21 protein-coding genes and 1 pseudogene are annotated in these 23,095 nt (G+C 45.5%); 5 read left to right on the top strand and 17 right to left on the bottom strand.

The window, feature by feature from the left end; all coding sequences use genetic code 11:
* Positions 1–57: 57 nt before the first annotated feature.
* From AC1DOV_RS21335 to AC1DOV_RS21345, 3 genes are all read right to left on the bottom strand, one after another.
* Complete coding sequence (locus AC1DOV_RS21335; RefSeq protein ID WP_477551017.1) at positions 58–2,166, bottom strand: copper resistance CopC/CopD family protein; 2,109 nt, start codon at positions 2,164–2,166, stop codon at positions 58–60.
* A 9-nt stretch (positions 2,167–2,175) separates the two neighbouring features.
* Positions 2,176–3,237, bottom strand: coding sequence for a DUF4198 domain-containing protein (locus AC1DOV_RS21340; RefSeq protein WP_477551018.1), 1,062 nt, complete (start codon positions 3,235–3,237; stop codon positions 2,176–2,178).
* A 164-nt stretch (positions 3,238–3,401) separates the two neighbouring features.
* Entirely contained in the window at positions 3,402–5,033 is a 1,632-nt protein-coding gene (locus tag AC1DOV_RS21345; RefSeq protein WP_477551019.1) for a hypothetical protein, read from the bottom strand.
* A gap of 219 nt (positions 5,034–5,252) precedes the next feature.
* On the opposite strand from AC1DOV_RS21345, the gene AC1DOV_RS21350 reads away from it, so the two are divergent.
* Positions 5,253–6,161: an amidoligase family protein gene (locus AC1DOV_RS21350; RefSeq protein WP_477551020.1), complete on the top strand. Its 909-nt coding sequence runs from the start codon at positions 5,253–5,255 to the stop codon at positions 6,159–6,161.
* Between the two features lie 40 nt (positions 6,162–6,201).
* On the opposite strand, the gene AC1DOV_RS21355 is transcribed toward AC1DOV_RS21350, so the two are convergent.
* From AC1DOV_RS21355 to AC1DOV_RS21395, 9 genes are all read right to left on the bottom strand, one after another.
* Complete coding sequence (locus tag AC1DOV_RS21355) at positions 6,202–6,582, bottom strand: ribosomal maturation YjgA family protein (protein ID WP_441876224.1); 381 nt, start codon at positions 6,580–6,582, stop codon at positions 6,202–6,204.
* A gap of 7 nt (positions 6,583–6,589) precedes the next feature.
* The gene (locus AC1DOV_RS21360; RefSeq protein WP_477551021.1) at positions 6,590–7,429 is read right to left on the bottom strand and encodes a P-loop NTPase family protein; all 840 of its coding nucleotides are present in this window, start codon (positions 7,427–7,429) and stop codon (positions 6,590–6,592) included.
* A 175-nt stretch (positions 7,430–7,604) separates the two neighbouring features.
* Positions 7,605–8,414: an ammonia-dependent NAD(+) synthetase gene (gene nadE, locus AC1DOV_RS21365; protein ID WP_339204629.1), complete on the bottom strand. Its 810-nt coding sequence runs from the start codon at positions 8,412–8,414 to the stop codon at positions 7,605–7,607.
* A gap of 14 nt (positions 8,415–8,428) precedes the next feature.
* A complete protein-coding gene (locus AC1DOV_RS21370) occupies positions 8,429–8,863 on the bottom strand; it encodes a BrxA/BrxB family bacilliredoxin (RefSeq protein WP_076268955.1) in 435 nt (144 codons plus the stop codon).
* A 102-nt stretch (positions 8,864–8,965) separates the two neighbouring features.
* Positions 8,966–9,343 carry a DUF3905 domain-containing protein gene (locus AC1DOV_RS21375; protein WP_441876213.1) on the bottom strand — a complete coding sequence of 126 codons (378 nt, stop codon included), beginning with the start codon at positions 9,341–9,343 and terminating at the stop codon, positions 8,966–8,968.
* A 15-nt stretch (positions 9,344–9,358) separates the two neighbouring features.
* Positions 9,359–9,499 carry a hypothetical protein gene (locus tag AC1DOV_RS21380; protein WP_477512383.1) on the bottom strand — a complete coding sequence of 47 codons (141 nt, stop codon included), beginning with the start codon at positions 9,497–9,499 and terminating at the stop codon, positions 9,359–9,361.
* A gap of 81 nt (positions 9,500–9,580) precedes the next feature.
* Positions 9,581–10,033, bottom strand: coding sequence for a GNAT family N-acetyltransferase (locus tag AC1DOV_RS21385; RefSeq protein ID WP_477512396.1), 453 nt, complete (start codon positions 10,031–10,033; stop codon positions 9,581–9,583).
* Positions 10,034–10,057: 24 nt separating this feature from the next.
* Entirely contained in the window at positions 10,058–11,743 is a 1,686-nt protein-coding gene (locus tag AC1DOV_RS21390; RefSeq protein ID WP_477551022.1) for an ATP-binding protein, read from the bottom strand.
* Between the two features lie 106 nt (positions 11,744–11,849).
* The gene (locus AC1DOV_RS21395) at positions 11,850–12,686 is read right to left on the bottom strand and encodes a lysophospholipase (protein ID WP_477551023.1); all 837 of its coding nucleotides are present in this window, start codon (positions 12,684–12,686) and stop codon (positions 11,850–11,852) included.
* A 62-nt stretch (positions 12,687–12,748) separates the two neighbouring features.
* On the opposite strand from AC1DOV_RS21395, the gene AC1DOV_RS21400 reads away from it, so the two are divergent.
* On the top strand, positions 12,749–14,005 hold the full coding sequence (locus tag AC1DOV_RS21400) for a BaiN/RdsA family NAD(P)/FAD-dependent oxidoreductase (RefSeq protein WP_477551024.1): 1,257 nt from the start codon (positions 12,749–12,751) through the stop codon (positions 14,003–14,005).
* A 77-nt stretch (positions 14,006–14,082) separates the two neighbouring features.
* On the opposite strand, the gene AC1DOV_RS21405 is transcribed toward AC1DOV_RS21400, so the two are convergent.
* Positions 14,083–14,493 (bottom strand): hypothetical protein, encoded by a 411-nt coding sequence (locus AC1DOV_RS21405; protein ID WP_477551025.1) that lies wholly within the window; start codon positions 14,491–14,493, stop codon positions 14,083–14,085.
* A gap of 181 nt (positions 14,494–14,674) precedes the next feature.
* Between AC1DOV_RS21405 and AC1DOV_RS21410 the strand changes: the two genes are divergently transcribed.
* A complete protein-coding gene (locus tag AC1DOV_RS21410) occupies positions 14,675–15,580 on the top strand; it encodes a helix-turn-helix domain-containing protein (RefSeq protein ID WP_339204636.1) in 906 nt (301 codons plus the stop codon).
* Between the two features lie 19 nt (positions 15,581–15,599).
* On the opposite strand, the pseudogene AC1DOV_RS21415 reads toward AC1DOV_RS21410, so the two are convergent.
* The 4 genes and pseudogenes from AC1DOV_RS21415 to xylA form a co-directional block, all read right to left on the bottom strand.
* A pseudogene (locus tag AC1DOV_RS21415) lies at positions 15,600–16,139 on the bottom strand (methyl-accepting chemotaxis protein); the annotation flags it as partial.
* Positions 16,136–16,336 (bottom strand): hypothetical protein, encoded by a 201-nt coding sequence (locus AC1DOV_RS21420; protein WP_477512389.1) that lies wholly within the window; start codon positions 16,334–16,336, stop codon positions 16,136–16,138. The gene AC1DOV_RS21420 and the pseudogene AC1DOV_RS21415, both read right to left, overlap by 4 nt.
* A gap of 175 nt (positions 16,337–16,511) precedes the next feature.
* Positions 16,512–18,008, bottom strand: coding sequence for a xylulokinase (gene xylB, locus AC1DOV_RS21425; RefSeq protein WP_477512390.1), 1,497 nt, complete (start codon positions 18,006–18,008; stop codon positions 16,512–16,514).
* A 19-nt stretch (positions 18,009–18,027) separates the two neighbouring features.
* Positions 18,028–19,341: a xylose isomerase gene (gene xylA / locus AC1DOV_RS21430; RefSeq protein ID WP_477512391.1), complete on the bottom strand. Its 1,314-nt coding sequence runs from the start codon at positions 19,339–19,341 to the stop codon at positions 18,028–18,030.
* A 231-nt stretch (positions 19,342–19,572) separates the two neighbouring features.
* Here xylA and AC1DOV_RS21435 point away from each other — a divergent pair, with 231 nt between their 5' ends.
* Positions 19,573–20,739, top strand: coding sequence for an ROK family protein (locus tag AC1DOV_RS21435; protein WP_477512392.1), 1,167 nt, complete (start codon positions 19,573–19,575; stop codon positions 20,737–20,739).
* Positions 20,740–21,285: 546 nt separating this feature from the next.
* Positions 21,286–23,034, top strand: a complete 1,749-nt coding sequence (locus AC1DOV_RS21440) for a glycoside hydrolase family 2 protein (protein WP_477551026.1) — start codon at positions 21,286–21,288, stop codon at positions 23,032–23,034.
* Positions 23,035–23,095: the final 61 nt, after the last annotated feature.

A 23,095-nucleotide genomic window follows, 5' to 3' on the forward strand; every position in this document is an offset into this window, starting at 1 on the left:
AAGCATGAAGCGAAGTCAAGCATGGACGTGACTTTCACACTTATTTTGACGTAACAACTATTCCGTCAGAGAGTCGCCTATCGCTCGCTCATAATGGAAGTTGTTTCCTTTCTCGTCTTTTACATCAACCGTAATTAAGCCTTTATTCTGATCATCGATAAACTCACCTGATGAACGATACGTATATTTCGTAAAGCCTGGAAATTCAAACATCTCTTCCCCCATCGGCTGCAATTCCAGCGGAATCGCAATTTTGTTTCCTTGCTCGGTTTCCTTTTCCGCTTCCGCTAGATTCGAGTCTATCTTAACAGCTACTTCCGCGGATAAAGGCGTTCCCTGATCTTCAGGAAGCCACAAATCAAGGCGTACAGCCTGATCCCCAGTCTGATCATTCTCCGAAATACGCAAACTCATATGCGCCTGCTCACCCATCACATGCCAATAAATCGGTTCAGCCAGCTTTGACTCCACGCGTGCTTCCGGCGGAGAAGTTGTCGACAACCAGCCTGCCAGCACGAATAGAGCAACAGCAAGCAGCATCTCAATTCGGATGCCATACAGCAACCCTCTTGCGGCGCTCGCTTTCGCGATTTGCGGCATGAATACGAGCTTATGAAGTGCTGCAATGACGACGACAAGCAGCATGAGAATGGTTTTGGCGAGGATTAGCTTGCCATACGCTGTAGTGAACAATTGTCCCCATTCTGAGAGCCTAGCAGCCGAAAGCCATATTCCGCTAATCAAAATAACGATCATGCTTGGCAGCGCCCACTTTGCGAAATGCACAGCCGCTTGGTTCAAGCGCTCCACGGCATTTCTATGGAAAGTTAATGACAGCAAACCCGCAAGGCCACCAAACCATATTGCGGCAGCAGACATATGGACCGAATGGGTCACTATTCCAAATACGACATCGCTTAAAGCAGCATTCGCATGGCCTGTGAGCGGGAAGCTCACTATCAATGCCGCTGCGGCTATCCATTTAATCATATTCGCCCATCGTCTCTCCCGAATAGGCGCAAATGCGAGAAGAAGTGCGATTAAAGCAAGCCCAACTCTTAACGTCGCTATCTTTCCAATCATTGTTCCATTAGCTAGTGCATAGATGGATACACCGCCGAATTGGTCTGCAAGCATCGACAAGCGAAGCAAGCCGGAAACCAGCCAAATAAGCGCTGCGGCTCCCATCACTAGTCTCTCGGCTCGGACGGAGAAACCAAAGGGTGCCTTTGATTCTTCATCTCTCCAGATGACATATCGGAAAAACAATATTCCAGCGAGAATAACAGCCGTCAAAATATCCAGTATGCGCATCAGCACCATGAAGCCTTGGCCACCTGCATGATCGTGCTCGGCCTCTCCAGCGCCACTGTCGCCGCTGTGATTGCTATGGCTGCTGTGATCATCAGCCATATCCTGTTCGATCTGCGGTGCAGCATTATCGTCTTCCACAGCATCCGCATCAACATCTTTTGTATTTGTATTTGTATTTGTATTTGTATTTGTATTTGTATTTGTATTTGTATCCGGCTCTGCTGCCTCCACCTCTTCACTGCTTGAAATCGTGGGAGACGGGGTAACGACCGTCCCTTCACTGACTTCCATAGACTCAGCAGTCGGAGTGGGCGATGTAGATGGCGTAGGCATTATATCCGGCTTCTTTGTAGGCTTAGGTTTAATTGTGGGCTCTGGACTCTTTGTAACTACTGGCTTGTCAGTCGCTTTTGCTTCATTTCCAGAGCTGTTCCCTGTATTACCAGCAGAAGCACCGTCCAGTGAAACCGTATCATCCGGTTTCACAGCCTCAAGCTTCACGCCTACCGCAAATTTAAAGGAACCGTCTGTTATATGAGAATCAAGCGACAACACCTGCCAGCTTGCTTCATAAATGCCCTTATCCAGCTTAGGAATGGTATAAACAAGCGTAAGATCATCATCACTGCTTAACTTGCCAGTTATGTCAGTGCCGCTACTGCTTTTTAGTGAAATATTACTTAGCTTCGTATCGATTTTCTCTGTAAATTTTATTCGAATGGCAGGCGGAGCTTCCGCCAGCTCCGCATCCCCATAAGGTGTCGATTGCGCAATATAGGCATGCGCCGAGACGAAGCTCGGCAGGCATGCCCATATTATTACTATTGCAAATATCAATCTTATTTTTTTCATCTGCAATCCTTATTTCGTATAAATGGCGACAGCTGCTTGATTACCGCCTACGGCAGGGAAGTATTCAACAGAAGCACCAGCTGCCTCAGCTGCGGAACGAAGGGTTACTGCACCTGTGCCTTTATATGCTGCGTCTACGTATTGCTTAATGAACGCTGCATCTACTTTTGTCGTACCATTTGTAACGGTCAAACTGCTTACAGCTACTACGTTTCCGTTTACGTAAATATGTGGTTTAGCAGACACGGTGCTGCCTGGGAGCTTCACTGATTTATTTTGAACCGTGAAAGTCATTGTAGCTTCGTAATTTGTTGCGCTGTATTCGCCTTCCTTAGCTTCCGTAGTGCTTGGCTTCGCACGTACTAAGTAATAATCGGCAGCACCCGTCGTAAATGAAACCACGCCCTTATCATCGGTCTTCAGCTCCACTGGTTCAGAATTGCTGCGACGAATAATATCAACGGCTGTATTAGTAAGCGGTTTGCCCTTTAGAAGCAGCTCAATCGACACTTTTTCACCCGATGTAACTGCAGCAGGATTGAACAAAGGGATGAGCTCCGCTCTATCCGGGCTTACTTCCTTAGAGAAACCTGTAAGTGCTTTAACCCGATCAATAACAGGAATATCGCTAATCGCTACGAATGATTTGGCACTGCGCAGCGTACGAGTAGCAGCGTCTGCACCTTTGTACACGCTGTCTGCTTCGGTTGATATAATATACGCGCCTGGAACATTTGATTTAAATGACGCAACAAAGTAATTATTTAGTGCTGGCGTTGTTTCCGTAGCCGGCTCTCCAGTGTAGAAACGAGTGCCTGTAATATCTGACTTCTGCCCTGCCGGCGTAGTCACATATACTTTTGAAGTGCTGCCCCACTGCCCTTCCAACCGATAGCTCTTGTGCTCGTTGGAGTGGTTTCCGTACATAAGCTCAACATAGGAAACTTGACCAGGCGCTACGATTGGTGCACTCGTCTGAGACCAACCGTCATGCGCGAATACTGGAGCCGCCGCTCCTAGTGTCAACATAGCTGCCAGTGCGACACCCGCGATTTTTTTCTTAAGCTTCATAAAAATACCCCCATCGATTTGGATTCACTGTCCAAATTGTATCAATGGGGGAGCTGCATCACATGACTCGTTAGAGCTATATAGTGGTGAACGATATGTGAATCATGACTATGCAATTATGGAAAGTGAAGCTTTCCTTCCGTCTGGAACGATACGCAACTCGTTTAAGTTCTATATTCACTAAAATCAACTGAAAGGCCATTGATCAATTTCTCACTGCTGCCTTCTCCATCAACATTTAGCTCAAGTACGCTCTTATCATGGCTCACATACTTCACACTAAGCCTTTCCTCAGCAGACCAAGCTGGCCTATTGTTTTTTGCCTGTTCCACAAATTCTTCATAACTGCTTATGCCATTCTTCAACGCATCGTTCTGGCTGATTACTTCGACAATTACGCCGTTTTCTGAGCCTTTGCTTGTCACGATAGAGCGATCCGAACGATGTTCCAGATCATAAGGCTGCATAACATAAACCGCCAAAAACACATTCTCTGTCTGACCAACAAGCATGCCCGGCTCTTGCAGCCAATCCATACATGGCAATAACCCGATAATCGTATTGTCTTTGTCAGAAGGAATCGGATATAGAGCCATTATTGTATTTTTGTAATAAAGAACTTCCGTAAACTCGGTTTGATGCCGCAAATCTTCAACCGCATTCGCCTCTGCCGGGTGGAAGAAGTAGAGTTGATTCACGCCGTTTTGCAGTCCCAATGGCAAAGAAATATCCCAGCGATGCTGCTCATTGTCAAACTCCGAGAATCGCTCCCACATTCCGCCCGCTGCAAAATCCGATGTAATGTAGGCATAGCTGTGAAGCATGCTTGCTCCTTCATCCGTTAGCTTCGTAATCGCCTTTTTCTCCTCAGTTGGCTCACTGCGATTAAGCGCTGTACGACGAGCTGTTTCAGGCGCCTCGTAAAATAAAAATCCTGCATACTCCGTCCGCGGCATTTGCTCTGGAAGCTCGAAATCACCGAATTGCACATAATCATGCAGAACGTTGCTATCAAGCGGGATGTCATGCTTCTGACCGCGGCAATGAGCACCGACAAAGGCGCCTTTCAAATAGAATGCAGCTCGCTCATTCCAGAGAAAATCAAGCATATCGGCGAGCTCTTGTTTAATGGCTGCGTCCTGTATTTCGTACCAAGCACAAGTGAATGCCTGCACCCAATGCCAGAACCAAGGCAAGCTGTTGTATTCGGACATGCCATACTTGCGAATATGGGCTAATGTAAGCTGAAGATTGCTGCGACCATCCTCCAGCAAATCAGCATCGGCAAACATTTGTCCAAAAATCAGCTTTGCAGCTGTATATTTTGCATCGTGATGACCAAATACATTTTTATGATGGTAGAAGCCGCTTCGATAAATATGGATAAGGGCAGTATCAAATGCTTGGATTAGCTGCTTGTCAAAAAACGTCCTATAGCGTCTCGCAAAAAATGCCATCAAGCTCCCCATCAGCTCTACGGGCAACGTATTTGGCTTGGAGTCCTTCGGAACATCCTCTAGTCTAAGCGGCCAATGTCCATAAGTATCGCTTTCTACATCCTGATCTTGCAGCGCAAGCACCTCTAGAAGCACAGATTCCGCAGTTCGTTTAGCAGCTTCTCTCTCAAACGGCAGTTGTTCTGAGTTATCAACTGCAGCTGCAAGCAAATAGGAAGCATAATAAAAGTTATCGCGTAAATCGTGGTGGAACCATAAACCGCTGCTTAATAATGGCTGGTTATGGGCTGCAATTGCTATTTTTTGAATAATCTCTTTTTGCTTAGCTGTAAAGCTCATTATACGAATCTCCTCAATTTACCTTTTTTCTTCTAATCATATATAATTTGAATAATAAGAGATACCTCTTCATTATTTTTTTAGTTCAAAACTACAATCATTTTTTCGAATAAGGAGGACATTTTATGTTCAGAAAAAAAATCCCTCGTTAATCTCGTGGTCCGCCTCGACTCCTCTCTTTACATGATGAAGCTTATATAAATGGAGAGGATGATGGCAATGTGGCCAAAAATCGTTGATTGGAAAGAGCTGCGCTTTGGCGTGGAAATTGAGTTTGTAGGCGGAAATCCAGAAAGCTTGGAGCTGCTGCCTGGTTGGGTTATTTCTTTGGATGAGCGGCAAATTGATGCACAAGGTATGGAATCAGGCAGTGAGCTTAAGCCGCCTCCGATCTTGTGGGAAGACCGTGAGCAAATTCAGATCATGTTAAACAGGCTGAGGGAACAAGGAGCAACAGCCAATTGGAGCTGCGGACTCCATGTTCATATTGGTCTCGAACCATGGGGAGAAGATGCTGTCCTCCCGCTTATAGACGCCGCACTGGAATATCAACAAACGATTCAAGCGCTATTGAATACGAGCGAGCACCGACTGCTGTTCTGCCCGCCCGTTACTCCAGACATGCGTGAGAGCTATATTGCAAATCCAAGCGATGAAGCCGTTCTCCATGTAGGACGTCCGCAATCTCATCGTTGTGGAATAAACACAGCGGCTTGGTTTGATATAGGCACGGTGGAAATTCGTTATGCAAATGGCTCAGTGAATGATGAAGAAATTCTCCGTACCATTGAGCTGTGCTTGCGATTCGTAGCAGCGATAGGTGCCGGCCGTAAGCTTTCAACCGATCCCCTAAAAATGGCTCTTGAGCTTGAAGCACCTATTGATGGTTATCCTTCTGATTTACCACCGCCACAATGGTATCAAGAAAGGTGCTGGCTGGAGGAAGCTCTCATTCCCATCTTAACGCCGCTGGCAGCCGAACTTGTACCGGGTGGAGAAATTCATCATATCGTACCTGTTCAAGATGGTATTATGGTTGCTATTGAGAAATCTGGAGAACACCTATTTAAATTTGTGCTAAAGCCTGCTGCCCAGAGCTGGACAGTTGTACGTCAAGTTGAATCATAAATCAAAAACCCTTCCGCCGCGTTTCGGTGGAAGGGTCTTCTTACTTTTTAAAAATAAAATATCGATCAACAATTATGGCAAACATAACGCCTACGCTGTACCTGATCAAATCCACGGTCAAAAAACCGCTCCCGAGCACTAAAGCTCCAATAAACGTCCTGCGAATCTCATTAATCCAATCCGCCTGGTAGAGCTGACTAAACTCGATGCCAAAACAAAAGATGAGGCTAGCGCCAGCAGCCCAAAACAAGTTTTTGTGCACCCCTATGGTACGGAAGCCATAATAAATCATGCATGCCCAAAGCGCATCGCCAAAATGCTCTGCAACAAACCCAGGCAGCGAATCTGCAAAGCTCCTTGAGCTGTAGCCAAGCACCATCGTTATAACAACCGCAATCGCGTATCGTATTCTCGGTTTCATTTGATAATCACCTGCTTAAACGATTTTGCAGATCGATTTGGATTTGGCTGTGGATCTTGTCCCAGTCCAAGCTGCTTTTATTAAACAGCATTTTATCGATCGGCAACTCGTTTAGTATCGCTAATTCATAAGTCTTTCGCAGCTCAAGCACCTCGAGAAGACCTTGAGTTCCCTTGAGCTCTTTACTTTTGCCGTAGCCCTGCTCCGTGTAATACCAAGTAATAAAGTTTAGCCATTCTGTTGGCCGTTCAGCAATTATTGCAGGAAATGCATGTTTAAAGTCATCCTGATACAAATAGAGCAATACCGGATTCAGCTGCTTAATCAAGCGATTCAGTTCATGAATATAGGTCGATATTTCAACCTCGGAACAATTGTCTCGTACAAGCATGACGGTTAACGGATTTTGCAAAAAACAGCATTCCATTATGTACACTTCATCCCCGTTAATAGCCTGTCTCGAAAAATCGCTCCACTTTTCAATAATGAGCTGCTGATGCCTCTCCAAAGGGAGGTTATATACATCATAATCCCCGAAATATTCACGATTAATCGAATCTGTTTCCTTTAGCAGCTTCCCGTAATATACGATATATCCGTCCGCCTTAGCCTCGGAATGCTTAATGATTAACTGCTGTTGTTCCGTATATTTTTGCAGCATTTGCTTATATTGTTCTTCTGTAAAATAAGCCGCGGAATCATAATCGGCTGGGTGCTCCAAATCCCCCTCCAAAAACAAGCGATTGGCAATATTCTGTTCATCTAATAGCTGCTTCACAAAACGTGCCGTACTCGTTTTCCCTGATCCGGGCAATCCTTCAACAAGGATTAACTTCGTATTATTCATGGCATTCAGCTCCTTTCACAACTACTATATTCTATCTTCCAGCCGTTTCTCCTCCATCATTGGCGTCCGCTTAGCTAATCAAATGCTGCTCCACTGCAACAAAAAAAGACTGTCCCCTGCCGAATTCTCGGTTCAAGGGACAGTCTTTTTACTGCTCGAAGCTTAAAGCAGCTCATTAAATACCCGGAATCGGGGAGCGCTTATGCTCGGTTTTCAAATATTGCTTTTCAAGCTTCTCGCGAGCCTCGTCGCTAATGGACTTGCCTTCGAGATAGTCGCTGTTATCACCATAAGTGATGCCTAGCTCGCCCTCGTCGGTTTGTCCGTCCCATAGGCCTGCCGTTGGCGCTTTGTCGAGCACGCTTTGCGGTACGCCGATATGGGAGGCCAGCTCACGAACCTGCCGTTTATTAAGCGTACTAAGCGGAGTAACATCAACCGCTCCGTCGCCCCATTTCGTGTAAAAGCCTGTAATCGCTTCAGATGCATGATCTGTACCAACGACTAACAGATTAAGGTCGAATGCAAGCGCGTATTGCATAACCATCCGCGTTCTCGCTTTCACGTTGCCTTTGCCGCCGCGGCTCAAATGACGCGGAATGCCTAACGACTTAAAGCTATGCTCCACTTCAATCGCGATTTCATCCACAGCTTCTTCAATATTCGTCTCCGCGCGGTGCTTTAGCTGGAACGCTTCCGCTACTGCATAACTATCCGCAATATCGGATTGCTCGCCATAAGGCTGAAATACGCCAAGCGTCATATACTCGCGGCCTGTTTCAGCGCTAAGCTCATCTGTTGCCCGCTTGCAAAGACCCGCTGCGACTGCGCTGTCAATTCCGCCGCTAATCGCAATAAGCAAACCCGTTGTTCCCGAGTTCGTTACGTATTCCTTCAAGAAATCAACCCGTTTGCGAATTTCCTGCTCCGGATCGATTTGCGGCTTAACGCCAAGTCTTTGAATAATGGATTGTTGTAAGCTCATAGTTACCTTCCTAATTAGCGGCAAAACCGATCGAAAGCGTCTGTCAGATCGGCTGCAATGTCCGATGCGGAACGATTTTCGATCTGGTGGCGCTCGATAAAGTGTACTAGCTCTCCATCCTTCAACAAAGCGATTGAAGGGGAAGATGGCGGATATGGAGCGAAAAACTCACGAGCTTTTGCTGTTGCTTCTTTATCTTGTCCTGCAAATACAGTGTATAAATGATCAGGAGTAATATCGTGTTGAAGCGCATCAGCCACGCCTGGACGGCATTGGCCTGCTGCACATCCGCAAACGGAATTGATAACAACAAGCGCCGTACCTTTTGCATTTGGCAATTTTTCTTCTACTTCTTCAGGTGTGCGAAGCTCCTGAATACCAATTCGAGTAAGATCGTCTCTCATAGGCTGCACCATATCTAACATGTATCGTTCGAATGACATCGACATCGAAACACACTCCTTTAATTACTTTATTTTAGCTACTATTATACCTTCCGTAGTCAAAATAAAGCAACCGGAGCGCTCGCACTCCGGCTGTTCTTTTTCAGCTTAAACAGGAGCGTCTTTCGGCTTGTCCAAACCAAATGCCGCATTTTTGTCAGGATGAGTAAATATTCCTCCTTGCGGCTGAAGGCCCTCCTCAAAAATATCCCGATTTTCAGCGGTTAGAAAACCTACATCCTTAAAAGGATGCACCCATTCATCGCCAGCCATTACAGCTGGATCTGTTTCCTCGCTCCACTGCGACAATGGTGAATCCGGAGACTCATATTCATGATCGCCTATAACGATGCCGTGTGAGTTCACAAACGGCGCACGGCTTCCTCGCCCTTCGCGAAACTGAGGCAGAAATTCGATTTCAAAAGGATCTAAAGCGGGATCATCTTTAAGCATTTCATCTTCATTCTTGTGCTCATGATCTGGCATATGAACACCTCCGCACTAAATTGAAGGACGATTAGGTCCATCAAGCTTTTTGTCAAAACCAGCGGATTCGGGTGATTTGCTGTCAGCAGCCGTATTATTTTTTGCCTGCTTTGCTTGCTCAGCCGAACGACCTTTTTCCTCATTATGCTGCGTCATTGTGAGCGCTCCTCTCGTCATAAAATGTAACCGCAATTGCCGGTTATCTTTCAGAGGTAGTATGCTCAGCTGGCGCTTTCCTTATAAATCCTGAGATAAACGAACCATATCAACAACCTGTATTCCGTTCTCATAAATCGCTTCCGGATAATGTCTAACAAAGAAGTCTCGGTCAATACTCGTCATTCGAAAGCCGCATTTCTGATACAATGCAAGCTGGCTGACCCCTGAATTGCCCGTTCCAATTTCAATCGTTTTGTAGCCTAGAAGCTTTGCATATGAAATCGCATAAAGTACCATTTGCTTTCCAAGCCCTTGGCCTTGCTTTGACTCCGCTACTGCTACATTTACGATCTCGATCGTCTCGGGCCTTGTTGGCAGCAGTACAAATACTGCAATAATTTCATTGCTTATAACACCTACAAAAACTTCCCCGCGTTTTATGTATTCTTCTACGAGCTTAATCGAAGGATCTGCTAACAAGAGCAGTTCCATTGGGGGTTGTTCGTTTGCTAACAACTTACGCATTTCCATTTCCACTCTAATTTGCTCCTTCATTCAACTCGCGCGTTCCTCCGGCACTGTGAAAGTAACGATAAACGCTGTACCTTCACCTTCCTTCGACTCAACGTCAATCCGGCCATTATGGCGCTCAGCGATGCTTAGGCATAACGGCAGGCCAAGCCCTGTTCCTTGCGTCTTCGTCGAGAAAAAAGGCTCGAACAAATGCTGCATTTGCTCTGGAGGTATACCGACACCCTGATCGGCAATCCGCAGCTCAATTTTATTTCCATTATTACGAGTACTAATATGTAATGAGCCCTTATTGCCCATAGCTTCCATTCCGTTACGGGCAATATTAAGAAATAGCTGCTTAATTTCTCTGTCGTTCATCATAATTAAAGGTATATCTTCGCAAAGGCTCACTTCAATAGATTGGCCTCGCAAATTCGCATCCGCACTAAGCAGAGGTATAAGTTCATTAACAACATCATGCAGGGAAGTCAGCTCCATGGCTAGTTCCCTATTTTGAGCAAGCGATAGAAAATCACTAATAATCATATTCGCACGATCCAGCTCATCGATCACAATCTGAAAGTATTCCTCTTGATTTTTTGGACTGCGCTCCTGAATCAATTGGACAAAGCCGCGAATAACCGCCATCGGATTGCGTATTTCATGAGTGATGCTTGCAGCCATTTGACCTATCAGGCTTAATCGTTCCATTCGCCCAACCTCACTCTGAAGTTGACGAAGCTCCGTTACATCCTGAACGATAAGTGATGCGCCTGCATTTTCAGCATTAACCGATGTACGCATCGAAATCGTCGACAAGAGCAGCATTTTATCGCCGCTAACGTACGGAACGAGTGTGTTCTTCCTGCCGTTTAACGCCTGAGAAAGCAGCTTTATGCAAACATCGCCATGTCCGTCCTGAAAAATAAGCGGGAAGGAGGCGCCAAGCAAGTCCTTCACTTCCGAATCCTTTGAAGGCAGGCTGAGAACTGTTTTGGCTATATCATTAAAATGTGTGATTTTGCCTTCACGATCAACAATGACTACCCCAAAAGAAGTCTCATCAATAAATTGCTGAAGCTTCTCCACTTCATTGCTATAATTAACCGACATTCGTTTCACTTCATCATAGAGCTGCTGCTTCTCTTTAACATTTTCGATCATAAAGATAGAGAGCCAGGTTGCCATTAATGATGCACAAACAGAGATCAACTGCACGTAAATCATCACATTCGACCACCAAATACCATTAAATAACATAATTCCAGTAACAGAAATAATGTAGTATAGGATCAAAATGGACATGATCACTAAGCCCCTGCGTTTTTTCTGTTCTTTGCCTAAAACAGAGGTACGCTGGAAAGATGGAATCGCATACAACATCAGCGGGACAAAACCAATGACAAAAATGATAAAGTTAATGACTTCCAAGCTGCCTTCGAGCATAGATACTCTTACTGCAATGTAGATGACGGTTAAGACGGCTAATGTTGGCACGCCTCCATAGAGAGAACCTATTACATAAGGAATGAGACGAAAATCGACTTCATAACCTAATAAATCAGGAGCAGTCACCATACACAATACCATCGATCCACCGCAAAATAGGCTCATGAAAATAGGTATTCCCTTCCATCTTTGGTCTTTATCATACCAAAGCTGAAAGGCGAAAACAGGCAATAAGGACACAATGAATTGTAAGAGCAATTCCTTTAACACAGACGTCACGTCCGATCCCCCTACTACACTCTGAATCTATTCCATATTATGTTTTTTACGTAGCTTTGTATTTGAATCAATCTATTAATCCGATTAAAACATAAAATACCTCTATTTACAATTGTTCTTCTAACCAATCAATTAGCTCTTGAACAGCCTCTTTCCCCTCCAAGTCATTGTGCAACTCATGATACCCGCCATCCCAGCGTCTAAAATAACATTGGTCTCCGATTCGCTCAGCAACAAGCGCGCTTGCTTCAAAGGATGTTACGCGATCAGAAGTGCCATGCATAAGCAGCAGTGGAACCTGCAGGCTGGATGCATGAGCGATCGCCCACTCGCCGGCAGCGGTAATCTCCATATAGGTTTGGAGTGTAATTTTGGTATGACATAACGGATCTTCCACGATTGGCGCAGCAAGGTCATAACCAGGACGAAATAAATCGGCAGGATTTAAGCCAGTAGATTGGTGCATCTTCGGGACAACCGCTACCAATTTGCGTCCAAACCACTCCACAGCTGGATGCGGTTTGAATGCAAGCTGAAGCCAAGGGCTTGTCAGTATGAGTCCACGAATTGGAGGCTGAAGTCGCAGCGCACAATTAAGCGCCACATTGCCGCCCATACTGTGGCCGTATAAGAAGATCGGCGTTCCCGGGTGCCGTTTGCCAGCCTCTTCAATCATAAGCGCTGCATCGCTTACAGCTGCGCCAAGTGAATGCAGATGCCCCCGTTTGCCTGAAGAGCGGCCATGGCCTTGCTGATCCAGCGCTATAAGTACAAAGCCAGCAGCAGTAAGCTGAGCAGCTACATGTCCATAACGATCGCCATGCTCCCCCATCCCGTGTACGAGACAGACGACAGCTTTTGTCTCTATCGTTTCTGACTTCCATTCCCGCAAAAATATTTGCGACCCCTTAGCGCCAGTTATGACCCATTCATCTCGCAGCATTCAAACGCCGCCTTTCTTTTGTGGTATTATAATACTACTAATAATATAGCAGGTGGAAAGCGATGCAATATGATGCAATTGTAATTGGTGGAGGCTCCGCAGGACTAATGGCGGGTATTGCTGCAAGCAAGGAAGGCGCTAAAGTGCTTCTCCTAGACAAAGGCGATAAATTAGGACGCAAGCTCGGCATATCCGGCGGCGGCCGATGCAATGTAACGAATAATAAAGAACTGGATGAGCTGATCAAGCATATTCCCGGCAATGGGCGTTTTCTTCACAGTACCTTCTCCAATTTCAACAATAAGGATATTATCGCCTTTTTTGAGAACCTTGGCATTGCTTTAAAGGAAGAGGATAACGGGCGCATGTTCCCCGTATCAGATAGAGCTAAAACGGTGGTAGATACGCTTGTTAACCAGGTACGCAAACAAGGTGTCAAAATCATACTGAACGCTCCTGTCGATCATATCATGTATGACAATGGAAGGGTCACAGGCGTGCGTACAAAAGCTGGTGAAACATTCCGTGCCCGCAGTGTCATTGTAGCTTCCGGCGGCAAGTCCGTGCCCCAGACCGGCTCAACCGGCGACGGTTATGCATGGGCAGAAAAAGCCGGACATACGATAACTGAGCTTTTTCCAACTGAGGTTCCGCTTACGTCTAATGAGCCCTTCATTGTAAGCAAGGAGCTGCAAGGGCTATCTCTGAGAGACGTTGCGCTGTCGGTTTGGAACCCGAAAGGGAAGCAGATTATTGAACATCAAGGCGATATGCTATTTACGCATTTCGGTATTTCCGGACCTATTGTGCTAAGATGCAGTCAATTTGTAGTGAAAGCTCTTAAGCAATTTAAGACGGGCAATATTGAGGTTGCGATTGACTTAGTGCCTGATAAAAGCAAAGACGAGGTCTATAAGGAAACGCTAAGACTTTCCGAGCTTGAACCGAAAAAAACGATTAAAAATGTCCTTAAAGGTTATTTGCCGGAAAAAATGATACCGATCCTGCTTCAAAAGGCCGGTTTGCCGGATAGCCTTACTTATGACAATATTCCAAAGCAAGACTGGATAGCCCTTTCGCTGCTGATCAAACATTTTCCGATTAGAGTGTATGGCTCTTTATCCATTGAAGATGCTTTCGTAACCGGCGGAGGCATTCAGTTAAAGGAAATCGATCCAAAGACGATGCAATCCAAGCTCATGAGCGGTTTGTTTTTTTGCGGAGAAATATTGGATATTCATGGCTACACCGGAGGCTACAACATTACTGCGGCTTTCTCCACAGGCTATACGGCAGGACTTAATGCTGTCATTCAGTAAGGATATAAAAAGGCTGTCAAACGTCGTTAAACGTTGAGACAGCCTTTTTTTATTGCAATTATGTACGTGAAGTACGGCTAAATTCGAACATCTCCTGAAAAATGATCATACGTCCCGGGATCAGGAAGAAATTCCTCGGAATAATCCGCAGCTTCATCCCGATTGTGCAGCTCCTCAGCATCATTGCCTTGTCCATCGGTTGCAGCCCAGTCCTCATTCACAAGATGTGCCGGAATTGCAATCGCATCATGCGAGTATGCAGTGCCGGTAACTGCATCCGCATCGATATTCGCTTGCTCGACGAGCTGACCGCCATGTGATTGTGCAATTTCGAGTGCTGAAGTTAGATCGCTTCCTTCTAAATGAACATGCATACTGCTTCCTTCATGAAGAACCGTCTCATATCCGAGCTCCCTCAGCGTCTCGCAAGCAAGAGCCGCACTTTGAGCATCGTTAAAATCAAACAATAAGGCTGAGTTCGTAGACAATAGCGATCATCCTTTCTAACGTTTTGTTTAACATGCCCTATTCATACAAAATCATGTAAAAAAAGAATACGGCAAGGCGTCATGATATATAATTACAAATAACTATTTTATTATGTTATGTTTTGTGACATAATCATTACATAAGTGTGCAGCTAGGCTATTGATAAGGAGGATGTCATCGATGAACCATTTATTTTATTTACTTTCAGATCCTATGCTTATCGTCGAGTGGGACGAATCCCGTTGGTCTATTGTAGACGTCAATCAAGCTTTTGCAGCTTTTTCCGGTTTTAAGAAATCAGATCTTATGCTCCTCGATCCATCTACTATTATATCGACGGATGAGACAACTCTCTCCTTTGATGAAGCCGTACATCAACTTGCTGATGAGCAAGCCCTATCACCGCTTCTTGAATGCAAGCTTGTCACGAAGTCATCGACTCCTGCAGATATACGTTTGTCCTGCCGCAAGCTCCAGCTCGAAGACCGCATTGTTTATGTCATCATTTGCAAGGATTTACGGGAAGCCAAATGGATTGACGAATATATTTTGCATCATAAAATAATGGTATCTGCCGTTGTGAATGAGCGCTATAACATTATGAGCTTTAAGCATTATTATGCTCCTGTACAGCAGCCCTCCTCTTCCTATTTGAACAAATCCATATTTGAGCTTGTTCCAGACCATGAACGAAGCAAGCTTAAGCGGGTATTAGAATATGCGAAAAACAACCGAACGGCTGAATCCGTGGACTTTCATCTTAAGCTTGGGGATCGTTGCTATAATGCTGATGCGGTTGTTCAGCCGTTTTACAATGGCAATCGGACCTTAAAAAACTTTGTTGTCATATTAACCAGCCTTCATATGAATAATCAGGATGAGGACCCCTCCTATAAGCTTCGTATGCTTATGCTCAGTAAAAATATATCCGTCACTTCACTCGCTCAATCAACGCTTATCTCTCTTACGACCATTTCCAAAATTCGCAATGGGAAAATAAAAAAGCCCCAGCGTCTAACGGCAGAATTGATCGCCGGAGAGTTGGGTGTTAGACCCGAAATGATATGGAGCAGCTATAAACGATAATAGCTGCTCCACGTTTTATTTAAAGCTTGAATTTTTGAGCCACTTCGTTCATTTCCATTGCAATTACACTTAAGCCGTTAGCTGATGATGATATTTCCTCTGCTGACGCATACTGCACTTCCGAGAATGCAGAAACTTCGCCGGCAATAGCGGAGTTTCTAGAGGCAATTCCTGTCATTTGGGAAATGGATGAATTGACCTCCCGTGCACTTGCTGCCAGCTGCTCCGAGGAGGATGCTGCCTCCTGAATTTTTTCAAGCACATCTCTTGAAGCATGTGCGATTTGAATGAATGCATCTCCCGCATCTGTTATGCTTGCCAGTCCTTCTATTGATTCAGCTTCACTCATTCTCATAGCCTTCACGGCAGTTTCTGTATCATTCTGAATTTCATTGATCAAATCTTTAATTCTCACCACAGATTCCGCTGACTGTGTTTAGAGCTTGCGCACTTCTTCCGCTACAACCGCGAAGCCTCTCCCATGCTCTCCCGCTCTTGCCGCCTCAATCGCAGCGTTCAGCGCCAGCAGATTTGTCTGCTTTGAAATATTTCCAATCAGCTCAGATATGGTTCATTTCGGATGTGCGCTGCGAGCTGCTGTACTTGCTGAGTTGACTGGCGTACTGCCATATCAATCAACGTCATCTTGTTAACCACCGTCTCGATTAACTCGCCGCCCGTCCGTGAACGATCTACAGCAGCGACTGACAGCTCAGATACATAGGAACTTGATAGCAAGACCGCTAATGATTTCAATGTTGTTCTGCTTATGTATATCCCCGCTAACGTTTACCGCTCTATCTGCTCCTTCACGATAGAATGTTAGTTTAAATGTTTTAATAAAAGGCACTTTTCTGAATCACTGGTCCAAAAAAAAAGAAAGGACCGTCACCCTCAATTCGAGGATAACAGTCCCTTCTATTGTGTACGACTAGCCGCGATAAGGCGCTAGCGCCTCATTCAAGCCTTTTGTTTGCTCATAAACCTGCTGGTACACTTTGAAAATGCCTGCATAAGCAGCAACCGCTTCAGGCTGCGGCGAATACGAATCTGCATGCTTAACGAATTTATTTGCACAGGACTCCAAGCTATCAAACCAGCCTGCACCATATGCAGCTAGCATCGCAGCGCCTAAACCAGGTCCTTGCTCATTCTCTAATGCGACAACCTTTGCATCAAAAATATCAGCCTGCATTTGCAGCCATACTGGGTTTTGCGCGCCGCCGCCGATCGAAATGATCGTATCGACCGTCTTGCCGGCGCGTCTAAACATATCGACTGACTCATTAAGGGAGAAAGTAATGCCTTCCATCACCGCACGTGCAAAATGAATGCGTTCATGTGAGCCGTCAACGCCGATAAAGCTTGCACGAATGAGCGGATCCGCATGTGGGGTGCGTTCGCCAACGAGATATGGCGTGAACACCAATCCGCCAGCTCCCGGCTTCACAGCCCCTACACCTTCGAGCAATTGATCAAAGGATTCATTCGGAGCGAATGTTTTCTTAAACCAGCTTAAGCTGTAGCCAGCAGCAAGCGTAACACCCATTGCATAAAACGAGTCCTCTTTGCCGTGATTAAAGAAATGCACCTTGCCTGCAAAATCCTTCGTCTTGTCATTCTCGTAAGAGAGAATAACGCCGGAAGTACCAATGCTGCAAAGCGTTAACCCTTCGGATAAAATGCCTGAGCCAATCGCCCCGCATGCATTATCCGCTCCACCCGCGAACACCTTCGTCGTGCCTGGCAGCCCCGTGCTGTCAGCATACTGCGGCAGCAGCGTCCCTACGAGTCCATGCGACTCAACAAGCGGTGGACAAAATTGTGCCGGAATTCCAAACGCTTCAAGCACTTCTTCGCTCCATGCTTTGCCAGCCACATCAAGAAGAAGCGTTCCCGCCGCATCGGAATAATCCATATGAAGCTCGCCTGTTAAGCGGTAGCGAAGATAATCCTTCGGCAGAAGGAACAGCTTTGCCTTTGCGAAGGCATCCGGCTCGTTCTCGCGAACCCATAAAATTTTCGGAAGCGTAAAGCCCTCCAAAGCTGGATTGCGAGTAATGCTAAGCAGCTTGTCTCCAAGCGTGCGTTCGATTTCACGGCATTGCCCCGTTGTACGCGTATCATTCCATAAGATAGCGTTGCGAACAGGATTTCCTTCACCGTCCAGCAGTACAAGTCCGTGCATTTGACCGGAGAAGCTAATCCCTTCAATTGACTGGGCATCGATGCCTGCTGTTGATGTCAATTCACGCAAAGCCTCAACTGTACCTTCTACCCAATCATCTGCCCGCTGCTCGCTCCAACCGGAGTAAGCATGAAACAGCGGGTAGCTGCGGGAGACTTCCCCAGCTACCGTGCCATCACGGTCAACAAGCAGCACTTTAACGGCGCTCGTTCCTAAATCTATACCGATTACATAGCTCATTTGTCAGAGTCCTCCCGACTTAAACGCTAAAAATAACTTCGCTCAACATAAGGCGGATTCGTTCTTGACGTCCGGACTCATTTTTAATTGGATTGTTTTGAAGCGCATATTGCTCAAGTGAAGCAAGCGTTGCTTTGCCAGACACGATATCCGCGCCGATGCCTTCTTTAAAGCTGCGGTAACGGTTGTCAACGATGTTGTCGAGAATTTTCTCTTCCGTCAATTTGGCAGCTGCTTTCAAGCCCCAAGCGAAGCTGTCCATACCAGCAATGTGAGCAAGGAACAGATCATCCGTTTCGAACGATGCACGGCGAACCTTCGCATCGAAGTTAACGCCGCCGCGGCCAATACCGCCAGCTTTCAATACTTCAAACATCGTTAGTGTAGTTGAATATAGATCGGTTGGGAATTCATCTGTATCCCATCCAAGAAGCAGGTCGCCTTGGTTCGCATCAAGCGATCCAAGCATGCCGTTAATTGCAGCCGTACGAATCTCGTGCTCGAACGTATGACCAGCAAGCGTAGCATGGTTCGCTTCAAGGTTAAGTTTGAAATGATCCTTCAAGCCGTATTTTTGCAGGAATGAAATCGTTGTTGCTGCGTCATAGTCGTACTGATGTTTAGTTGGCTCTTTTGGTTTTGGCTCGATCAGGAATTGCGCGTCGAAGCCAATTTCCTTCGCGTAAGCGATTGCCATATGATACAAGCGTGCTAGGTTATCAAGCTCAAAGCCCATGTCCGTGTTAAGAAGTGTTTCGTAACCTTCGCGGCCGCCCCAGAAAACATAGTTTTCCGCACCAAGCTCTTTACCCACTTCAAGACCTTTTTTGAGCTGCGCACCAGCATAAGCATAAACGTCAGCATTGCAAGTTGTGCCAGCGCCATGAACAAAACGCGGATTTGTGAACATATTAACAGTGTTCCAAAGCAGCTTTTTACCGGAGGATTTCATGTTGTCCTTCAATAAAGCTACGATGACATCAAGATTTTTGTTCGTTTCTTGCAGCGTTTCGCCTTCAGGTGCAATGTCCACATCGTGGAAAGCAAAGAAAGGAATATTCAATTTAGTCATGAATTCAAAGTTAGCTTCAACACGCGCTTTCGAGCGGTCAAGGCCTGTATATTGATCCCAGCCGCGAACCATAGTAGCTGATCCGAATGGGTCCGAACCATTCGCATTAAATGTATGCCAGTAAGCAACTGCGAAGCGAAGATGCTCTTCCATCGTTTTGCCCATAATAACTTGGCTTGGATCGTAATGTTTGAATGCAAGCGGATTGTCTGAGCCCTTACCTTCAAATTGGATTGTGTTAATATTTTTAAAATAAGTCATCGTAATCAAAATCCTCCTTCATGGATTAGAAGTTTATGATAGTGCTTACATAAAGAATAACATGCCTCCACTTAGTTTGTCTATTAAACAAACTAAGTTTTTGTGTTAAAATAAATGCAGTACTTATTTGGCTTAGCTGTCTCAAAATCCGCATCCCCATCTAGTAGGCTCTAGATTAGGCTTTTCATGATACAATAATAAATATTTTCATTTGGACGGAGGCATTCTTTTTTGAAAAGGAAACCAACAGGCGACTTAGCGCTCATCAAAAAAATAAATACAGCCATCGTGCTTGAAGCGGTGCTTGGTTATGCCCCGCTCTCTCGAGCTCAAATATCGGAGTTGACCGGATTAAACAAGGCGACTGTTTCCAGTCTCGTTCAGGATTTGATCGACACCCATCTCGTCGTTGAGAATGGTCCCGGACTATCCAGCGGCGGGCGCAAACCTGTCATGCTGCTCTTTAATGGTACGGCTGGTTATGCTGTCGGCATCGATCTTGGTGTCAATTATATTCGCGGCCTGCTCGTAGACCTCGAAGGCAATGTGATTGCAGAGCAGCAGCGCAGTCTGAAGCAGCAGGATGCTGATCATGTAATTGGGCAGTTAATTTCATGTATTGAGCTGCTTATTAATGATGCGCCGGAGAGCTCGTACGGGATTGTCGGAATCGGCGTCGGCGTACCAGGTATCGTGGATGACAATGGCACGATTCTTTTTGCACCAAACTTAAAATGGCGGCAAGTTGAGCTGCAGCGGCAGCTCGAAGAGCGCTTCAACCTTCCCGTTACGATAGACAATGAAGCGAATGCGGGCGCGCAAGGAGAGCAGAAATACGGGGCAGGACGAGGCATCGCCAACCAAATTTATGTCAGCGTCGGGATCGGTATTGGAACAGGCATTATTTTGAACAAGGAATTATATAAGGGCGCATCAGGATTCTCAGGTGAGCTCGGCCATCTCTCGATTGAGTATGATGGCAAACCTTGCAGCTGCGGCAATCGGGGCTGTTGGGAGCTATATGCTTCGGAGAATGCTTTGCTTGAGAGTACAGCATCGTTAGGCTTTAAGAACTTGGAAGATCTGCTGCTTGCTGCAACAGCTGGAGATGAACGCGTTATTGCGCATATACTCTCGATTGGCGATTATTTGGGCGCAGGCATTGCTAATATCGTCAACGTATTTAATCCTGACGTTGTCATTATTGGCAACCGTATGAGCCGTGCTGCTCAGTGGCTGGAGCCAGCCGTACAAGCTGCCGTCGATCAGCGCACACTATCGTATCATCGCGAACGTATGCGAATATTGTTTGCAGAGCTTCAAGAGCAGTCAGCTGTACGCGGCGCGGCATATTACGCGATTAGCACATTTTTCACGAAGATTAAGAGCGGGCAGTAGCTTCGTTATGCATTGCTGAACATTGCTAAACATTGCTAAACATTGCTATACAAATAGTAATTTTTTTCTCATGGCTTGCAGCAGATCAACTCTGATGCAGGCTTTTTTTAACAGGACAACATTAAAATAATAAATCGCCCAGCTTGATCTGCTCCTTTTCACCCCCTCTTTTTTGCTCTTTGCACGATACCTCTCGGAAAATAAAAGTGCTCACATTTAGGTTTAGTACGGCTACTTAGGTTATTGTATGGCTGTAACTTTGATCAGTATTTTTAATCAGTAATGGTACTCAGTAATGTTACTCATTAGTATTGATCAGTATTTTTATTAAGTTTTTTTATTCAGTATTGTTAATCAGTTAATAGCTTCGATTTAATACCATCTTCTTTTAGATTGGTGTTTTAAATAAGCATTATATTAATTTAAAAGTTAATTATAAAAGATTTAAATTAATTATTCATTGACAATTCGGCCTAATATTCATTAAAATCAATAATATAAGAACTTATTATTAACTTTTAAATTAACATAATGGAGGAATGAAAAATGGAACAGCAGCAAATCCCTCGCCCTGAATACCCAAGACCTCAGTTTACTCGAAATTCATGGCTCAATTTAAATGGTGAATGGCAATTCGAAATGGATCCTGGAAAAAGTGGTATCTCGCGCGGATTAAACCAAGACGAGCAAAAGCTAACTCAACGCATCATCGTCCCCTTTTGTCCAGAAAGCCGGCTGTCAGGCATTGGGCATACAGATTTCATTCCAGCCGTTTGGTACAAACGAAGCTTCAAGCTTCCTGACAACTGGAACGGCGGACATACATTATTGCATTTTGGAGCGGTAGACTACGAGGCTCAGGTGTGGGTTAATGGCAAACATGTAGGAAAGCATCGAGGCGGTTACAGTTCTTTCTCATTCAATATTACAGATTCCCTCCAGCAAGGTGAAAATGTGGTTACCGTATATGCCGAGGATGATACTCGCTCTGGCTTACAACCGCGCGGCAAGCAGAGCGGTACCTACCATTCACAAGGCTGCGACTATACCCGCACGACTGGCATATGGCAAACGGTTTGGCTTGAGCATGTGTCGGAAACATATATAGAATCCTGCCGTTTCGTTCCAGACCCGGAGAACAGCTGCCTGCACGTAACTGCCAAGCTGTCTGGAAACACAAAAGATGTACAATTCCGCTGTAATGCGCTGCTCGATGGCCTGTCGGTAGGAAAACAAACGGCAAACGCCGGCTCGATGTCCGTTTCATTAACGCTGCCCCTCTCCAAAATCAAATTATGGAACACCGATTCACCTGTTCTTTATGATCTGGAGCTTGAGCTCATTCGTGATGGTGAAGTATTGGACTCAGCTTCTTCATATTTCGGTTTGCGTTCCATTCAATTGGATGGCAAGGCGTTCCGTATTAATGGCAAATCCGTATTCCAACGGCTCGTTCTTGATCAAGGCTTCTATCCTGAAGGCATTTATACAGCACCTACTGACGATGATTTAAAACAAGATATTGAAATGTCGCTCGCACTTGGTTTCAACGGTGCAAGATTGCATGAGAAAATGTTCGAGCCTAGATTCCTATATTGGGCAGATAAGCTTGGATATTTGGTGTGGGGAGAGCATGCTAACTGGGGTCTCGATATATCAACAGCTGCCAGCCTTGCTCAATTTCTACCGGAATGGATTGAGGGTGTGGAACGAGACTTTAACCATCCAAGCTTGATCGGATGGTGCCCATTTAATGAAACATGGGACTCATCGCGCGGCACTCGTCAAGATAATGACGTACTTCGCGTCGTTTATGAAACGACTAAAGCTATTGATCCAACGCGACCGGTCATCGACACAAGCGGCAACTTCCATGTTGTAACGGACATTTTTGATGTTCACGATTATGATCAAAATCCTGTTACATTCAGGGAACGTTATCGGCCGTTTGCCGAGAAAGGCGAGGCGTGGGTCTCCTTCCCCGATAGACAAAGCTATAACGGCCAACCTTATTTCGTCAGTGAGTATGGCGGAATTTGGTGGAATCCTAACCAGTCCGATGAGAAAAGCTGGGGCTACGGGGATCGTCCACAAAGCGTCGAGCAATTTATTGAAAGATATGACGGCTTGACCAGTACTCTTCTTGAGAATCCTAATATGTTCGGGTTCTGTTATACACAGCTTTATGACGTGGAACAAGAAGTGAATGGGCTTTATACTTACGATCGACAACCGAAGTTTGATGTTGAACGAATTAAAGCGATCAACAGCAAAAAAGCAGCTATCGAGGATTAGTGCTCATTAGTCTCAAACAAAAAACAGGCATGCTGCGATGGCAGCATGCCTGTTTTTATTG

It is taken from the genome of Paenibacillus sp. 01T47, assembly GCF_056398245.1.

Coding starts and splice junctions, on each gene's coding strand:
- xylB (WP_477512390.1), bottom strand. CDS start 18,008: ATGAGCTATGTAATCGGTATAGATTTAGGAACGAGCGCCGTTAAAGTG.
- nadE (WP_339204629.1), bottom strand. CDS start 8,414: ATGAGCTTACAACAATCCATTATTCAAAGACTTGGCGTTAAGCCGCAA.
- AC1DOV_RS21410 (WP_339204636.1), top strand. CDS start 14,675: ATGAACCATTTATTTTATTTACTTTCAGATCCTATGCTTATCGTCGAG.
- AC1DOV_RS21380 (WP_477512383.1), bottom strand. CDS start 9,499: ATGACGCAGCATAATGAGGAAAAAGGTCGTTCGGCTGAGCAAGCAAAG.
- AC1DOV_RS21355 (WP_441876224.1), bottom strand. CDS start 6,582: ATGAAACCGAGAATACGATACGCGATTGCGGTTGTTATAACGATGGTG.
- AC1DOV_RS21360 (WP_477551021.1), bottom strand. CDS start 7,429: ATGAATAATACGAAGTTAATCCTTGTTGAAGGATTGCCCGGATCAGGG.
- AC1DOV_RS21395 (WP_477551023.1), bottom strand. CDS start 12,686: ATGCTGCGAGATGAATGGGTCATAACTGGCGCTAAGGGGTCGCAAATA.
- AC1DOV_RS21385 (WP_477512396.1), bottom strand. CDS start 10,033: ATGGAAATGCGTAAGTTGTTAGCAAACGAACAACCCCCAATGGAACTG.
- AC1DOV_RS21440 (WP_477551026.1), top strand. CDS start 21,286: ATGGAACAGCAGCAAATCCCTCGCCCTGAATACCCAAGACCTCAGTTT.
- AC1DOV_RS21350 (WP_477551020.1), top strand. CDS start 5,253: ATGTGGCCAAAAATCGTTGATTGGAAAGAGCTGCGCTTTGGCGTGGAA.
- AC1DOV_RS21345 (WP_477551019.1), bottom strand. CDS start 5,033: ATGAGCTTTACAGCTAAGCAAAAAGAGATTATTCAAAAAATAGCAATT.
- AC1DOV_RS21340 (WP_477551018.1), bottom strand. CDS start 3,237: ATGAAGCTTAAGAAAAAAATCGCGGGTGTCGCACTGGCAGCTATGTTG.
- AC1DOV_RS21370 (WP_076268955.1), bottom strand. CDS start 8,863: ATGTCGATGTCATTCGAACGATACATGTTAGATATGGTGCAGCCTATG.
- xylA (WP_477512391.1), bottom strand. CDS start 19,341: ATGACTTATTTTAAAAATATTAACACAATCCAATTTGAAGGTAAGGGC.
- AC1DOV_RS21375 (WP_441876213.1), bottom strand. CDS start 9,343: ATGCCAGATCATGAGCACAAGAATGAAGATGAAATGCTTAAAGATGAT.
- AC1DOV_RS21335 (WP_477551017.1), bottom strand. CDS start 2,166: ATGAAAAAAATAAGATTGATATTTGCAATAGTAATAATATGGGCATGC.
- AC1DOV_RS21400 (WP_477551024.1), top strand. CDS start 12,749: ATGCAATATGATGCAATTGTAATTGGTGGAGGCTCCGCAGGACTAATG.